The following is a 15,022-nucleotide window of genomic DNA, read 5'->3' as shown; positions in this document are numbered from 1 at the left end:
CCCCTCCATGGCCTGTCGCTTCCACTCGCCCACCATGGTCTGGTGAATGCCGTGCTTGGCCGCCAGCTGCGCCGTCGTCAACTCACCCCGCAGCGCTTCCAAAGCAACCTTCGCCTTGAAATCCGCCGAATACCGCGTCCGCTTGCCCGTCATCCGGGTCCGTCCTTCTCACAGGCGAACCGAGCTTACCCACCTGTCCGAAATCCGGGGACCACCTCATTGCGGCCGCTCGCGTGGAGCGGTGCGGCGTGCCGGCTCAAAGCCATGCCGGTGGGGCCCGCAGATAGGCCCTGCTTGGCAACACATTTGTTCTTGAAATGTTCCTGAGGCGCGGCCACCCTTGGTCGCATGAGCCCCACTGACCCGAAGTGTCCTGAACCGTCCTTCGCAGCCGCCTCACCAGCACCTACAGTCCCACTGTCTCCGGCCGAGCCGGCCGAGGTCGCGTCGGCCTTGGCCTACGCGCTTCGCTTCGACGAGCGGGGTCGCCCCCGCCGCGGGGTGGCCTGGGAGATGGCTACCACCCTACTCGCCAAACAGCTCGCGTTGCAGCTGGAGCGGGCCAACTTCGTGATCCTGAAGCGCCCGCCGCGGCCGCCACACAGTACTTGATCCGCCCTGGGTCCCGGCCGCCCTGCCGACAGGGTGATCTGCGTCCGGCGGTGGCGCCGGCTGAACGCGATCTGGCTCGCTCTGGCTATAGAGGAGGCGCTGCCCGGCGACGCCGCTCACGTATTGACAGCGACCAGATCGAGCCCAGGCTCGCGCAGTGAGGCGGGAATGAACAAGGACATCCGCTTCGATTGACGCAGTCTCGGGAGGACTACAACATGAAGCGCCGAACGCTCCTTGGAGGGCTGGCTCTAGCCTCCTCCGCCCCAATACTGGCATCCGCGCAGGATGCTGCCTGGCCGACCCGCCCAGTCCGCCTGCTCGTCGGCTGGCCGCCGGGTGGGTCGGTCGACATCCTAGCCCGCCTTCTCCAGCCGCGGCTGCAGGCAGCACTGGGCCAGCCGGTGGTGGTCGAGAACCGGCCCGGTGCCACGGGTTCGGTCGGGGCAGCCGAGGCCGCCAGGGCGTCCGCCGATGGTTATACCTGGCTCGTCGTCGTGGACAGCCACGCGATCATCCCATCCATCATGACGCTTCCCTATGATACGCGGCGGGATTTTACCCCGGTGACCCTGATCGGGCGTGGCCCGCTGGTCGTCACCGCCCATCCCTCCACACCATGGGCCAGCTTCCCTGAGCTTGTGGCCGCCGCGCGCAGCAGGCAGCCCGGGTCGATTCCCTACGCAACGGCCGGCATCGGCACGATGATGCACGTGGCAATGGTGCAGCTGTGCAATGTCGCCGGTATCCAGATGACCCATGTACCCTATCGCGGTGGGGCACCGGCACTGCAGGATGCATTGGCAGGACAGGTCCCGCTTTTCGTAACGAATGCGCCGGTTGGCGGGCCACATGTGCGCAGCGGTGCCCTGAAGGGCCTCGGTGTAACCACGCGTGCGCCCTGGCGCGACCTGCCGGGTGTCCCGAGCTTCCACGACCTTGGTTTCAACGGCTTCGAGGCACCGACCTGGTGGGGTGTCTTTGCTCCGGCGGGCGTGCCGACGCACATTAGGCAACGGATGGAAATCGCTTTGTCACGCGTGCTTGCGGAGCCTGAAGTTCGCGCACGAGTGGAGGCCTAGGGCATGGATGTGCTCGCCTCATCGGGCGAGGATTTTGCCTCCTTCTTGGATACCGAAATGGTGCGGTGGGCGCGCGTCGTGCGCGAGAATGGCATCCGCGTTGAGGGCTGACCTATGCCATGGACCAACGCCCTCTCTACCAATGACGCGATGAATCGGCAGTACACGGCGGTCCTGCCGATCTTCCCGCGGTCAGCCGCCAGTGGTGTACACTGGGTAGGGACCACCCGTACCCTCCTCGTTCGGCCCGACCTGAAGCACCCGCTTCAGCACCGCGACCGCGGCCCAAGCCGGCAATGCGGTCTACTACCGGCACTGCGCCCCGGCCTCGCGGCTGCTCGAGGCGGTGCCGAACCTCCGCGCCTCAGCCTTCCGTCAGAGCGCGACTGAGATCGGTGTCGAGAAGCTGGCGACCTCGACCACCGCGGCCACCACGCTGGCCGGGTTTTGCTTCAACGGACTGGACGGGATCGCGGCAACCGCGCGCGGGCTGCTGCTGGATGCCAATCGCGGCCTGGCCTTCGTGGTGGACACCTCCTCGGCGAAGGAGTTCGCGCTGGCGCATTGGCTGACGAGCGGCGCCTCGGGCGGGCGCCTGTTCGTGCGGGTGTTCGATGGCGCGGGGAATGTGCGGGAGAACATCGCCGGCGACGTGCTGGCCTCCGGCACCACCATGCAGTGGAACGCGCCGGCGAGGGGCTGGAACGCGGGTGCTGTGATGGCCGATGCCTCGCTGAACCGGCGGCAGACGATCCGGGTCGGCGCCGGCGTCGCCTTTGCGCAGGTGGGGATCGTCGGCTTCGACGGCAGATCGAGCTCGAGGCGCTGCGGTTGTTCGGGTTGCCGGAGGCGGCGCCGGCGGTGCTCTATGGCTGCCCCTCGGTGCCGGTGGGGACGCGCAGCCTGGCACTGGAGACGACCTGGGACCTGCCGAGCCTTGGCCCCGGCGCGACGGCCAACATCGACGTCACCGTGCCGGGCGCAAGGCGTGGTGACTTCGCGGACGCCTCGCTCGACACCAGCAGCATCGCCTTCGTGCTGGACTGCCATGTCTGGTCAAACAACAGCGTACGCGTGACGGCGCGGAACGTCAGCGCCTCGACGGTTGACCTCGCCGCGACGCCGCTGTCAGTACAGGTAACGAAGCGACGGGTGGCTTAGGCAATCCTCGTCGCATGACTGTCGCCCGCGCCGCCAGGTGCGGCAGCTCCAGCTGATGTTGATGCGAAAAGGCCACGGCGAACGCCTCGCGCTCCAGCGCCTCGCATTCGTCGAGGTAACGTAGCAGACGGCGCTCGGCACGCTGGCTGCACGCTGTCTTTGCCGGAACTGCCGCCAGAGGATCAGCGCATTCACCGATCATGCATCATAGGCGTGGCACTGGATGCGCTGGCGGATGGCCGGCGGCAAGGCATCGAAGGCGGCCCACTCATCCCCGCCGAATCGCCACCAGATCGCCTCCCGCACCGTTCGATCATTGTCGGGCAGGCGCGGCCCCACTTTCGCCTGGACGCTTCCAGTCTTGATGGCGGCCGCCCCTTGCAGTTGCCGTCTAAGCGCCATTCGCCAGGCAACCCTCGAAGCCGCGGCGCAGCACGGGCCGGCTGAGATTTCGTCCGATGAACACTAGCTTGGACATACGCTGCTCGCCAGCGCGCCATGGGCCGATGAAGTCGCCATCCGCCAGCATGTGCACGGCCTGGAAGGCAAAGCGCCGGTCCTCGCCTGCAAAATTTAGGATACCCTTGGTGCGCAGCAGATCCTGACCCTGCTTCGCCAGCAGGTCGCCGATCCAGGCATTGAAGCGCCCCATATCGAGTGGGCTGTCGGCTTCGAAGCTGACGCTGGTCACCGCGCTGTCGTGCTCGTGGTCGTCCTCGCCCGAGAGAAAGTCCGGCTCGACCTCTAGGATGCGCGCCAGGTCGAAGCCGCCCTGGCCGAGCACTTGGTCCACCGGCAGGGCGGCGCGCTCGGTACGGTGCAGCTGGGCATGCGGGTTCAGCACGCGGATCCGTCGCTCAACCGCCACCAGCTCGTCGGGCGAGACAAGATCGGTCTTGTTCAGCAGGATCACATCGGCAAAGGCGATCTGCTCCTCGGCCTCACGGCTGTCCGCAAGCCGCGCCGGCAGGTTGCGGGCATCGGCCACGGTGACGCTGGCATCCAGCCGGGTGCGGGCCTTCACATCCTCATCCATGAAGAAGGTCTGCGCGACCGGGGCGGGGTCGGCCAGGCCGGTGGTCTCGATGATGATGCCGTCGAGGTCGCCCTTGCGCTTGACCAAGGCACCGATGATGCGGATCAGGTCGCCGCGCACGGTGCAGCAGATGCAGCCGTTGTTCATCTCGAACACCTCCTCGTCGGCATCGACGACGAGGTCGTTGTCCACACCGAGTTCACCGAACTCGTTGATCACGACGGCGTATTTCTTGCCGTGGTGCTCCGAGAGGATGCGGTTCAGCAGCGTGGTCTTGCCGGCGCCGAGGTAGCCGGTCAGCACGGTGACGGGGATCTGCGGACGGGGGGTGGCCATGACGGATGCTCCCGAAAGTGGGTTGTGACGCTAGATGGCGACCGGCGCGCCGCGCGCCGCGGCGATGAAGGCGGCGAGCCCGTCCTCGACCACCTGCCGCGGCAGGTCGCGCAGGATGAAGACCAGCCGCGAGCGCCGGTCATGCCCGGCGGGCCAGGCAGCAAGCCGCGCCGGCAGGTGGAACACGTGCTGCACCGCATGCAGCACCACGGGCTGGTCCTCGCCCGCCAGGTTCAGCAGGCCCTTCACCCGCAGCAGCGCGTCGCCCCGGGTGGCGACCAGCATCTCCAGCCAGCTGGCCAGCCCCTCCAGCGGCAGCGGTTCGTCAAAGCTCAGGCAGAAGGACTGGATGCGGGCGTCGTGACGGTTGATGTCATGGTGGTGGTGGTGGCCAAGGTGATGCGCCTGGGCCGTGGCCCAGGCCTCGGCATCGGGCCAGGCCGCGACCTCCGGCGCCTTCGCCGCAGGATCGTAGGGACCGGCCGAAAGCAGGATGTCCGGGCCGATCCCGCCGAGCACGGCCCGGTGCAGCGGCGCGCCCGGGTTCAGCGCCCGGAGCCGGGCCTCCAGCGCGGCGACGGCGGGGGCGGCCACCAGGTCGGCCTTGGTTAGCACCAGGCGATCGGCGACCGCGGCCTGTTTCACCGCCTCCGGCTGCGCGTCGAGCGTGGCGTCGCCATTCACCGCATCCACCATGGTCAAGACGCAATCCAGCCGAAAGCTCCGCAACAGGCGAGGCTCGGCCATCAGTGTCTGCAGGATGGGTGCCGGGTCGGCCAAGCCGGTGGTTTCGATCACCACGCGGCGGATGGGTCGCCCAGCCGCCGCCCTGGCGGCCAAGCCGTCCAGCGCCCGCAGGATGTCGCCGCGCACGGTGCAGCACAGACACCCGGCATTCAGCAGCACGGTGTCCTCGTCCAGCCGCTCGACCAGCAGATGGTCGAGGCCTTCTTCGCCGAACTCGTTGATCAGCACGGCGGTGTCCCGCAGTTCCGGACAGCGCAGCAATTGGTTGAGCAGCGTGGTCTTCCCCGCGCCGAGGAAGCCGGTCAGGACGGTGACGGGGATGGATGCAGCTGGCATGACTTGGTATGTCATAATATAACGTTTAGGTTGGCCAGCCTGATCGAACCTCCCTTGGTCACCCCATCCGCGGCGCTTGCCCGAATCGCGGCAAGCTGCGCGTCGCGCGGGATTCGGCTGACCGCCACCCGCCGCCTGGTTCTCGGCCTGCTGCTGGAAGCCGAGCGGCCATTGGGCGCCTACCTGCTCATGGAGCGTCTGCGGGCCACGACCCGGCAAGCGGTATCGCCGCCCACGGTCTATCGGGCGCTGGATTTCCTGGCGCGCGAGCGCCTAGTCCACCGGATCGAGCGGCTTGATGCCTTCGTCGCCTGCGCCGCCGCGGCGCGGGATGGTGGCGGCCATGCACACCTGCATCAGTTCCTGGTCTGCCGACGCTGCGGCCGGGCCGAGGAAATCCACGACCCCGCCGTCGCCCTCGCGCTGTCCGGAGCCGCTGGCCAGGTGGGGTTCTCCGCGCATCGCATGACGGTCGAGTTGGAAGGCGAATGCGCCCGTTGCGCCGCACCGAAGGCCGAACCCCGGCACCAGCCGCCAACCTGAGCACCGCCGGGCCGTCTCGTGCAGCACGCTGGCCCCTTGCGCTGCCGCAAAATGCGGAGTGATGAATGTTATGTTATAACATAACGTATAGCCCATGCAGCCCTCCTCTCCCTTCACCAGCCTGCTGATCTGCACCCGATGCCGTCTGGCGGAAGCAGGGGCGGATGCGCCTCGTCCAGGCGGTATCCTCCACGCAGCCGCCTGCCGCGCTGCTGCCGATGACGACAGGGTCAGGGTTGTTGGAATCGCCTGTCTTTCCGGCTGCCGTCGCGCCTGTGCCGCCGCGCTGATGGCGCCAGGCAAGGTCGGCTACCTGTTTGGCGACGTGTCGCCCGATGCGGATAGCGCCGCCGACCTGCTCGCCGCGGCACGGGCCCATGCCATGGCGCCCGAAGGCCATCTCCCGCGGGCGCTGCGCCCGGAGCGGTTGCGGGCTGGCATCCTCGCCCGTTTGCCGCCGCACCACTGGCTGCCGGAAGCGCCGGAGGGTGTCATCGCATGGCCGTCCTGACGATCGAGAGCTTCCCCGGCCGGGCGGCCCTGCCGCCGCCCGATGCCGTCACCTGGCCGCGTGGCATGGCGGTGGCCAGTACCGATCCCGCAACCCTGTTCGAGATCTGCCGGCCGGAGGTAAACTTGGCCATCTGGCATCGCCAGTTGCCGCAGCGGCTGGGCGCTGCGCTCCGGCCCCTGCTAATGGCCGCACCCTTCACCGCCGTTGCCGAGGGCGAGATCGACGCAGCCTTGGTAACGCTGGCGGGGAAGTTGCCCGCCACGCCGCCGCTGGAACTCATGTTCGACCTGCAGGATTTGGCGACCGCCTTTGCCGCCATCGCCGCGACCCAGGGTGTGGTCTCTATTCGGCTGGAGGCGATTACCGGTCGTGGCTGCCACCGCTGGCACGCCGATGCAGTCGGTCTCCGCCTGCTCTGCACCTATCGCGGGCTAGGGACGGAATGGCTGGCACGTCCCGGCGGTGCCGGCACCGCCCGCGCCCTGGCGCCGGACCGCTCCGCCCCCATCGCCTCCGCCCAGATGCCGGCCGGTTCCGCCGCCATCCTCAAGGGCGAAGGCCATCCCGGCAATGCCGGCGCGGGCTGCATCCACCGCGCGCCACCCGCCGGCACCGGCGCCCGGGCGCGGCTGCTGCTCTGCATCGACGAACCAGGACGGATTCCCCTCGATGACTGACCAACCGCGCCGGCACCGGCGCCCGGGCGCGGCTGCTGCTCTGCATCGACGAACCAGGACGGATTCCCCTCGATGACTGACCAACCGCGCCTGCCGGTCACCGTGCTCTCGGGCTTCCTTGGCGCCGGCAAGACTACGCTGCTGAACCGCATCCTGGCGAACCGCGAGGGCCGGCAGGAGATCGTCTTCATCGGCGTCGACATGCAGGAAGCCGCGCTGCGCCACGGCCTGGAGACTTGCCTGCTGCGCGATGCGGAGCTGCGGGGCGGGCCGCGCGCCTGGGCCGCGCTGCCCGATCCTGTCCCCGCCTGGCGCGAATGATGGCCCCGCCGCTTCCCGTGGCGCCGCAGGCGGGCGCCTCCGGCGTCTGGCCCGACCACGCGGCACGTTTCTACGCCGCGGCGCTCGATCGATCCGACTATGCCGCCGCTGCCGCGGCGGCCTTGCGCGGGTTGCTTGGCATTCCCGCCAGCCTGCTCGATATCGGGGCGGGCGCTGGGCAGCCAGTGGCCGGATGGCTGCCGGCGACGGCGCACTGGACCGCGCTGGAGCCGAATCGCTACCTACGCGCCCGGCTTGGCAGGCTGGCCCGCACGACGCATCCGCGGCTGCGCCCGCTGGCGGCACCGTGGGAAGCTTTGCCAGGGCTCGGCCTGCCGCGCCACGGGGTGGCACTGGCGGCCAATATTGCCGGACCCATGGCAGAGCCGCATCCACTGCTGGCGCTGATGCGCCGCTACGCGAGCGGTGCCGTCGCCTGGATCGTCCCCGCGCAGCGCGGGCCGCGGCGCTGGTGCCTGTCCGGTGCCCTGCCGGCCGCGCTGCATGGCGAGGATGAACAACCCGCTGTCGCCCTGGTGCTGGAACGGCTGGGCGCGGTCGCGCGACCGGATCGCTCCGCGGTGTTTCCCTGGACCTTCCGGGCCCGCTTCGCCGATGCCGGCGCGGCCATCGCGCATTGTGCCGCGCAGCTTGCCCTGGCGCCGGATGCGCCGTGCCACGCCGCCCTCGCCGCGCATCTCGACACTATCCTCCGGCCGTTGCCGGAGGGCGGGGTCGAGCTTGCCGCACCGAAACTCTCCGCCCTGCTGGCCTGGGACCTCGCCTGATGCGCCGCACCGTGCCTGCCCTGTTGCTGCTCGCACCGTTGGCTGCCGCCGCGCAGCCGGGCCCCACGACGACGCTCGATGAGATCGTGGTCACCGCGACCCGGCGGCCGGAGCCGCGCAGCAGCATCGCCGGCACCGTCCAGGTGATCGACGAGGATGCCATCCGCCGCAGCACCGCCCAGAGCATGACCGACCTGCTGGCCGAACAGGGCGCCGGCTTCTTCAGCGAATGGACACCGGGCCAGACCAGCATCAACATCCGCGGCGGCACCAGCGACGGCCAGGGGCGGGATTTCCGCAGCCAAGTGCTGGTGCTGCTGAACGGCCGCCGCGCCGGCACCGCCAACCTCTCGAAGCTGTCGCCCGCTGATGTCGAGCGGATCGAGATCATTCGTGGCCCCGCCAGCGTGGTCTATGGCAGCCAGGCGATCGGCGGCGTCATCAACCTGATCCTGCGCGACGGCCGCACCTCACCCGGCGGGCAGGTCGAGGCCAGCGGGGGGTCCTTCGGGCTGGTCGAGGGCCGGGCGCGCTACGGCTTGCAGGTGCCGGGCTTCGACAGCTACATCGGCCTTTCAGGCGGCCAGCGGGACAGCTATCGGGTGGGTGGCGGCACCCGGCTGCCGAACACCCAGTGGAGCCGGCAAGGCGTCACCGGCGCGCTCGGCGCCGATCTCGGCGCAGCGGGGCGGCTCGGTCTGACCCTGCGGACCGACGGCATCTACGACGTCGGCTTCCGCGGGTCCTCCTGGAGCCTCGGCAACCGCGAGGACCGCTCGAACGCCTCGGCCGACCTCGTGCTGGATGGCGGGACGGCGGATGGCCGGCTGCGCTGGAACCTGCAGGGCTACCTGATCCGCGACGACGACGAATTCCGCTGGCTCTCGCCGGTGGTGCGCAGCGCGGCGGGGCTGCCGACGCCTGGCACCTCCCGGGATTTCAATTTCCGGCGGCTCGATATCGTCGGCACGCGGCTGCAACCGGTGGTGCGGCTCTGGGCCGGGGCGGAGGCGCTGGTCGGGCTGGACATCGAACGCTCCTGGCTGCGCTCGACCCGTGACCGCACCAACCTGCCCGGTGGTGCCACAGGTCAGGTGCCGCCGCAGGACAACAACCAGACCGACAGCAACCTGGGCCTCTACATCGAGCTGTCGCAACGGCTGCTGGACGACCGGCTGACCCTCCGCACGGGGGTACGCCAGACCTGGGGCAATACCGCCTTCGACCCAACCCCCAACCTGCCGCTGCAGCGCAACCGGGAGGTCGGCTACGACGCCACCACCTGGTCCGCCGGCGCCACCTTCCGGGCCACCGAGCGACTGGTGCTGCGGGTCAATGCTGCGACCGGCTTTCGGGCGCCGACAGCGACCGAGCTGGCGGCGGACTTCACCGCGCTCGGCGGCGGCCGGGTCTTCGGCAACCCCAACCTTCGGCCGGAGACGAATGAGCAGTTCGAGCTCGGCGCCGGCTGGTACGGCAATGGCTGGCGGGCGGACATGGCGCTGTTTCAGAACACCATCGAGGACCGCATCGTCACCCGGCTGCGCCCCGGCGCGACCAATACCAGCGACTGGTCGAACAACCCCGGCGCGGTGCGGGTGCGCGGGCTGGAATTGCCGTTGGAAGCCGATCTGGCCCGGCTGCTCGGTTGGGCGGAATGGCGCTGGCGCGCCTTCGCCAACGGGTCTTGGAATTTCGAGATGGCGGATCGCGGCGCACCTGCCACCGCCAATATCCGCTATGTCGAGCGCATGTACCGCTACCAAACCGCGCTCGGCAGCACCTTGGGGCAGCAGGATTGGGATGTGACGCTGCTCGGCATCCTGCGCGGGCCGATGTACTACAACACCGAGGAGAACCTGCTGATCCCGCAGGCCGAGCCATCGCGCAAATTCGTCCATCGCAAGGGCAGCTTCTGGGTCTGGAACCTGCGCGGCAGCGTCGCCCTGTTGCCGGAGAAAGTCCCCGGGCTGCGCGCCTTCGGCGCCGTCAACAACCTGTTCGACAAGAACTACCACCCGATCTTCATCGCCACCGAAAGCCTGCCCTATAATTCCGATGGGCGCTTCTCCAATGGCGGCCGCGGCAACAGCGCGCCGGGGCGGGAGTTCATCGGCGGCCTGCGGTTCACCTTCTGATGCACCGGCGGGCACTGCTGGCCCTGCCGGCCCTGTTGGCGGCGCCAACGGCGCGCGCCGCGGGCTGGCCGCGGGTGCTGCAGGATGGGCTGGGGCGCCTGGTCGAGATCCCGGCGCCGCCGCGGCGGATCGTCGCGATCTTCGCCTCCAACGTCGAGATGCTGGCGGCGCTCGGCCTGCTCGACCGGATCATCGGCATCGAGGCCTATACCCGCTTCCCGCCCGAGGTCGCCCGCAAGCCGCTGGTGGGCGGCCGGCTCGGCTTCTCGGTCGAGGCGATCGCCAGGTTGGCGCCCGACCTGGTGGTGATGACGCCGGCCCGGCAGGCCGCGCATGCGCTGACCGAGCCGCTGGCCCGGCTTGGCGTTCCGACCATCGTCGTGACCCATCGCGACCTAGCCCAGGTCTTCGGCAATATCGCGCTGCTCGGCCAGGCCACCGGGGCGGAGGCGGCGGCAGCGGCGCTGCTGGCCGGCATGCAGGCCGGGCTGGATGCGGTGACCTCCCGCATCGCCGGGCGGCCTGCCCCGCGCGTCTTCCTGGAGACCAGCACCAATGGCCGCGGTGCCTTCGGCACGGCGCGGCAGGGCAGCTATACCTTCGATATCGTCAGCGCCGCGGGCGGCCGCCCGGCGCTGCCGGAGCTGTCCACGAGCGGACCCGCTCAGGTCTCCGGCGAGGCGATCCTGCGCGCCGATCCGGAGGTCTACCTGCTCGCCGGCCGCGCCGACCAGGCGACCGAGGTGCCTGGACGGCCGGGCTTCGACGGCTTGCGCGCGATCCGCGACGGCCGGCTGCATGCCGTCTCCCGGGCCGAGCTGCTGATCCCGGGGCCGCGCGTCATCGCCGGCGTGCAGCGGCTGGCCCGGTTGCTCCACCCGGATGCCTTCGCCGCACCGCTGCTGGCCACCCGGCATTGACAGCCGGGCTGCTGGTACTCGGCTTCATCGCCGGGCTGCTGCTGGGCGCCGAGACTCTGTCCCCGGCCGAGGCGGCCGCATTGCTGGGCACGCCCGAGGCGCCGCTGGCCGAGTTGATCCTCGCCTGGCGGCTGCCGCGCGTGCTGGCGGCGGGCTGCGTCGGCGCCCTGCTGGCGCTGGGCGGCGCGGTGTTCCAGGGGGTGTTCCGCAACCCTTTGGCAGAGCCCTATTTGCTCGGCTCGGCGGGTGGCGCGGCGGTCGGCGCCACCGTTGCATTGCTGGTGGCCCTGCCGGTGCCTGGCGCGGTGGCGCTGCCGCTGCTGGCCTTCGCCGGCGCCTGGGGGGCAAGCTGGCTGGTATTGCTGCTGGCGCGGCTTGCCGGCCCCGCTTCCATCGCCGCGCTGCTGCTGGCGGGGGTGGCGGTCGCGGCGGTGCTGGGCGCGGTGCGGTCCTTCCTCATGCTGGCGCTGTCGGATGAGACGGTCAGCCTACAGGCCGTGCTGTCTTGGTCGTTCGGCGGCGTGCAGACTCCGTCCTGGGGCCAGCTCGGTCTGCTCGCCGCGCTGACCGCCGCGGCCCTTGGCCTGTGCCACGCGCTGGCCAGAGGGCTGGATCTGCTCGGCCTCGGCGAGGCGATGGCGGAGGGCTTCGGCCTGCCGGTGCGGCGCTTCATCGCCGGTGCGGTGCTGGTCGGTGCCGGGTTGGTCGCGGTCTCGGTCGTGTGGGGCGGGCTGGTCGGCTTCGTCGGGCTGATGGCACCGCATCTCGCCCGCTGGCGCTGCGGGCCGCTGCACGCCAGGCTTATGTCGCGCGCGGCGGCGATCGGCGCCGGGCTTGCCATGCTGGCCGATGGCGCCGCGCGTTCGCTGCTGCCGCCGGCCGAGATCCCGCTCGGCCTGGTCACCGCGTTGATCGGCGGGCCGTTTTTCCTGCTGATCCTGGCGCGCGAGGCCCGACGCGGATGATGGCGCTGGAGGCGGTGGGGATGACCGTCGAGGCCGGTGGTCGTGCCCTTCTGCTGGATGTCTCGCTGCGCCTGCAAGCGGGCCGCGTGCTCGGGATCATCGGCCCGAACGGGGCGGGGAAGTCGACCCTTGTAAAGGCCTGTGCGGGTCTGCTCGCCCCGACGGCGGGATCGGTGACGCTCCTTGGACGGCCATTGGCAAATTGGCCGGCACGTGAACGCGCCGCACGCATCGGCTACCTGCCACAGCACTTCCTGCCGCATTGGGACTACAGCGTGCGGGAACTGCTGCGGCTGGGCGTGGAACGGGGCGGAACTCGGACTGTGCCTACCACCGTGGCGGCGGCCGCGCTCGCCTTCGAACTCCAGCCATTTCTCGACCGGCGATGGTCCAACCTGTCCGGTGGCGAGCGCGGGCGCGCCCTGGCGGCGTCGGTTCTCGCCCCGGCACCGGCTGTGGTGCTGGCCGATGAACCCGCGGCGGCGCTCGACATGGGCCAAGCCGCGGCGCTGATGATGCGGCTGAACGCACAGGCGGCAGCAGGCGCCGCGGTCGCCATCGTTGTGCATGATCTGAACCTGGCTGCTCGCTGGTGCGACAGGCTGCTCATCCTGGCAGGTGGCCAGTGCGTGACGGAAGGGCCGGCGAGCGAGGTCCTGTGCAGTCCAGCTCTGGATGATGTTTTCGGCGTCCGGCTTGAACGGTTGATCGCCCGGGATGGCACCATTGTATTGGTCCCATGTTCCACGGTGGACGTCGAAACTGATGGCGAGGAAGGTTAAGGGCTCGACCAGATCGCCACCTTGGTGGCGCAATGATGAGCGTGGCATCCCCAGAGAAGGTTGGATTCCGGTTACTACCGCTGCTCCAGTCGGTTTCCTTCCAACCATTCTCCGTCCTGATGGCCGACGCTGTGAGGCGCAGGTTTCCTGCGGTTTTCCGCGCGAACCTTGATGGTGCAATGCTGGAACGAGGATGGATTTTCTCTCCGAAATGCCGGAGAGTCTCCAAACCTTGAGGGTAGTCCGATTTAACCCTCAAGCTTTACCGCGTTGAAAAGACACGTTCTTCAAACAAGACGCGGACCCTTCATTCAGGGTCTCCATCGCGTACCGGTCAAAGCTGCGAACAGAATTGGCGTTTCCGCCCTCAAGCTCTTGCCCCTTTGCGGCGCCCCGGTAGACCATCCGCGTCCACGCTGATCGGAGGCGGTTACCTTGTCCACGCCGCACGACATCGCCGGATTGATCGCCTGGGCCAAGCGGGAAGATTGGCGGGGCACTCTGGCCGAGTTCCTTGACCGCCACAGTGCCCAGGCCTGTGCCGCGGCGGGTATCGAGGTGCAGGAGATCGCGGACGTCCTCGGCATCGATGCCGCCACGGTCGTCTGGGGTGCCGCCTTCGAGGATTTGGTCGCCACCAACCTACCCGACGGGCGCAATCTCGCGGACGACTATCTCCGCCGGCGCGGTTGGAAAGAGGGCGCGTCCACACGCGAGTACATTGCGGGCCTGCGCCGGTCGACGATCAGCCTCTATGAAGTGGGCGGGCTTGTGCCAGGCGAGTCGATGCAGCTGCGCGACCTGGTCCGCGGCGGCGATCCGGTGCGGGTGTCGGAGGAGCTGGGCTCCCAAGGGCTGCGGCAATGGGACCGCGTCGCCACGCGGTTGATCCCGCTGCGCGAATGCGCCGTGATCAGTGGTACGCTGATGCCCTTCGAGCACGACACCAGCGAGGCGCTGCTTGCCTCGCTCCGGAAGACACGGACGAAGGCGCCCCGCGAAGTCGCCAAGGTCGCGCAGGAGTTCGGGATAGAGGCTGACGCAAAGGCCCTGGCCGGCATGATGACACCGGATCTGCTGCTTGCCGGCGCCGCCTTCATGGTCACGGATTTCTGGCTCGATGCAGCGCTCAAGGCGGCACAGGGTCGGAACCGGCCGGAGCTGCTCAACAGCGAGGGTGACCCGCTCGACTTTACCACGCTGCATTTCCCTGTATTGCCGGGCGTCAAGCCCGAGCAGGTCCGCACGGCGCTGGCTGCCGTCCTAGCACTCCGGCAGGAAGACCCGGGCTTTTGGAACTGGTTGGACGCGCCCGGAGCGGGGCCGCAGACCGCGCCGCGTCGGGGAAAGGCCCAGACCTTCTTCAGCACGATGGAGGACGGGTCCTTGGTGCTCGGCACGTTGGCACTGAAAGGCCGTCGCCTGTCACTGGAGGTGTACTCCACCGCGCGGGCGGAGCGCGGTCGGGCGCTGCTCGGGCCCGTGTTGGCCGGCTTGGTTGGTTCGCCCCTTATCGAGCGGACCGACCTTGAGCAGATGCTGGCAGCCGAGCGGCCGCCCCCGGAGCCAAGCGGCCTGTCGCCTGAAGAGGAGCGCGCACTGATCCGCCAGACCCTGGAGGACCATTACCTGCACATCCTCGACCAGCCGATCCCTTCCCTCGGTGGCAAGTCGCCCCGCGCGGCGGCGAAGACGCCGAAGGGGCAGGAAAAGGTCGTGGCTTGGCTCAAGACGCTGGAGAACCACTCGGCGAAGCGCCTGGCTGGGGACCCGATCGGCGAGTACGACTTCGGTTGGATGTGGCGGGAGCTGGGTGTCGACGCGCTGCGCTAGTGCACTGACCCAGACGGAAGGTGCAGCCCCGATTGGAAGATGTCTCCTAATGAAGGGCCTCTCCCTGCTGGCTCCTGAATCTTCTGAATGCGTCTGAGCACTAGCTCGTCGCCTGTGAACTACGCGACTTTCACGCGGCCAGGGCTCGCGGCTGGCGGCCCTGTCCGACCTGATGAGCGGAGGTCAGCAGGCTGAGCAGGCACGCCAAGAGCCAAGCCAGCCAGGCCCGGA

Annotated in this window: 16 protein-coding genes and 1 pseudogene; 12 read left to right on the top strand and 5 right to left on the bottom strand. The window is 69.3% G+C overall.

The features are described from left to right. Positions 1-153 (bottom strand): transposase (locus H7965_RS25400; RefSeq protein WP_186773352.1); only part of this gene is annotated, 153 nt, incomplete at its 3' end. 677 nt (positions 154-830) lie between these two features. On the opposite strand from H7965_RS25400, the gene H7965_RS25395 reads away from it, so the two are divergent. Beyond that, positions 831-1,694, top strand: coding sequence for a Bug family tripartite tricarboxylate transporter substrate binding protein (locus H7965_RS25395; protein ID WP_186773351.1), 864 nt, complete (start codon positions 831-833; stop codon positions 1,692-1,694). A gap of 375 nt (positions 1,695-2,069) precedes the next feature. Here the strand turns inward: H7965_RS25395 and H7965_RS31340 are convergent, their stop codons facing one another. Further along, positions 2,070-2,369: a hypothetical protein gene (locus H7965_RS31340; protein WP_229682787.1), complete on the bottom strand. Its 300-nt coding sequence runs from the start codon at positions 2,367-2,369 to the stop codon at positions 2,070-2,072. 156 nt (positions 2,370-2,525) lie between these two features. On the opposite strand from H7965_RS31340, the gene H7965_RS31335 reads away from it, so the two are divergent. Next, positions 2,526-2,855 (top strand): hypothetical protein, encoded by a 330-nt coding sequence (locus tag H7965_RS31335; protein WP_229682788.1) that lies wholly within the window; start codon positions 2,526-2,528, stop codon positions 2,853-2,855. 198 nt (positions 2,856-3,053) lie between these two features. Here H7965_RS31335 and H7965_RS31330 read toward each other — a convergent pair whose 3' ends face one another. The 3 genes from H7965_RS31330 to H7965_RS25380 are packed head-to-tail and all read right to left on the bottom strand — an operon-like array spanning position 3,054 to position 5,310. Continuing rightward, complete coding sequence (locus tag H7965_RS31330; RefSeq protein WP_229682789.1) at positions 3,054-3,257, bottom strand: DUF6525 family protein; 204 nt, start codon at positions 3,255-3,257, stop codon at positions 3,054-3,056. Further along, positions 3,247-4,227, bottom strand: a complete 981-nt coding sequence (locus tag H7965_RS25385; protein ID WP_186773350.1) for a CobW family GTP-binding protein — start codon at positions 4,225-4,227, stop codon at positions 3,247-3,249. The genes H7965_RS31330 and H7965_RS25385 overlap by 11 nt, the downstream gene beginning before the upstream one ends. A 30-nt stretch (positions 4,228-4,257) precedes the next feature. Then, positions 4,258-5,310, bottom strand: coding sequence for a CobW family GTP-binding protein (locus H7965_RS25380; protein WP_186773349.1), 1,053 nt, complete (start codon positions 5,308-5,310; stop codon positions 4,258-4,260). A 30-nt stretch (positions 5,311-5,340) separates the two neighbouring features. Between H7965_RS25380 and H7965_RS25375 the strand changes: the two genes are divergently transcribed. The 10 genes and pseudogenes from H7965_RS25375 (at position 5,341) to H7965_RS25330 (ending at position 14,791) form a co-directional block, all read left to right on the top strand. Then, entirely contained in the window at positions 5,341-5,853 is a 513-nt protein-coding gene (locus H7965_RS25375) for a Fur family transcriptional regulator (protein WP_229682790.1), read from the top strand. A gap of 94 nt (positions 5,854-5,947) precedes the next feature. Continuing rightward, positions 5,948-6,364, top strand: coding sequence for a DUF1636 family protein (locus H7965_RS25370; protein ID WP_186773348.1), 417 nt, complete (start codon positions 5,948-5,950; stop codon positions 6,362-6,364). Next, positions 6,352-7,044 (top strand): DUF1826 domain-containing protein, encoded by a 693-nt coding sequence (locus H7965_RS25365; protein WP_186773347.1) that lies wholly within the window; start codon positions 6,352-6,354, stop codon positions 7,042-7,044. Before H7965_RS25370 ends, H7965_RS25365 begins: the two co-directional genes overlap by 13 nt. A gap of 72 nt (positions 7,045-7,116) precedes the next feature. Further along, positions 7,117-7,296 (top strand): annotated as a pseudogene (locus tag H7965_RS30505) (GTP-binding protein); the annotation flags it as partial. 68 nt (positions 7,297-7,364) lie between these two features. Beyond that, the gene (locus H7965_RS25355) at positions 7,365-8,153 is read left to right on the top strand and encodes a hypothetical protein (RefSeq protein ID WP_186773346.1); all 789 of its coding nucleotides are present in this window, start codon (positions 7,365-7,367) and stop codon (positions 8,151-8,153) included. Beyond that, complete coding sequence (locus H7965_RS25350; protein WP_186773345.1) at positions 8,153-10,291, top strand: TonB-dependent receptor; 2,139 nt, start codon at positions 8,153-8,155, stop codon at positions 10,289-10,291. Before H7965_RS25355 ends, H7965_RS25350 begins: the two co-directional genes overlap by 1 nt. Beyond that, complete coding sequence (locus tag H7965_RS25345; RefSeq protein WP_186773344.1) at positions 10,291-11,211, top strand: ABC transporter substrate-binding protein; 921 nt, start codon at positions 10,291-10,293, stop codon at positions 11,209-11,211. The genes H7965_RS25350 and H7965_RS25345 overlap by 1 nt, the downstream gene beginning before the upstream one ends. After that, positions 11,208-12,176 (top strand): FecCD family ABC transporter permease, encoded by a 969-nt coding sequence (locus tag H7965_RS25340; protein WP_186773343.1) that lies wholly within the window; start codon positions 11,208-11,210, stop codon positions 12,174-12,176. Before H7965_RS25345 ends, H7965_RS25340 begins: the two co-directional genes overlap by 4 nt. Positions 12,177-12,196: 20 nt before the next feature. Continuing rightward, positions 12,197-12,958 carry an ABC transporter ATP-binding protein gene (locus H7965_RS25335; RefSeq protein ID WP_186773342.1) on the top strand — a complete coding sequence of 254 codons (762 nt, stop codon included), beginning with the start codon at positions 12,197-12,199 and terminating at the stop codon, positions 12,956-12,958. Positions 12,959-13,393: 435 nt separating this feature from the next. Further along, the gene (locus H7965_RS25330; protein WP_186773341.1) at positions 13,394-14,791 is read left to right on the top strand and encodes a hypothetical protein; all 1,398 of its coding nucleotides are present in this window, start codon (positions 13,394-13,396) and stop codon (positions 14,789-14,791) included. Positions 14,792-15,022 lie beyond the last annotated feature (231 nt).

It is taken from the genome of Siccirubricoccus deserti (assembly GCF_014283215.1).
Lineage (GTDB): Bacteria > Pseudomonadota > Alphaproteobacteria > Acetobacterales > Acetobacteraceae > Siccirubricoccus > Siccirubricoccus deserti.
Note: the sequence above shows the minus strand (reverse complement) of the source record. Positions and strands in the feature narration are given on the sequence as shown.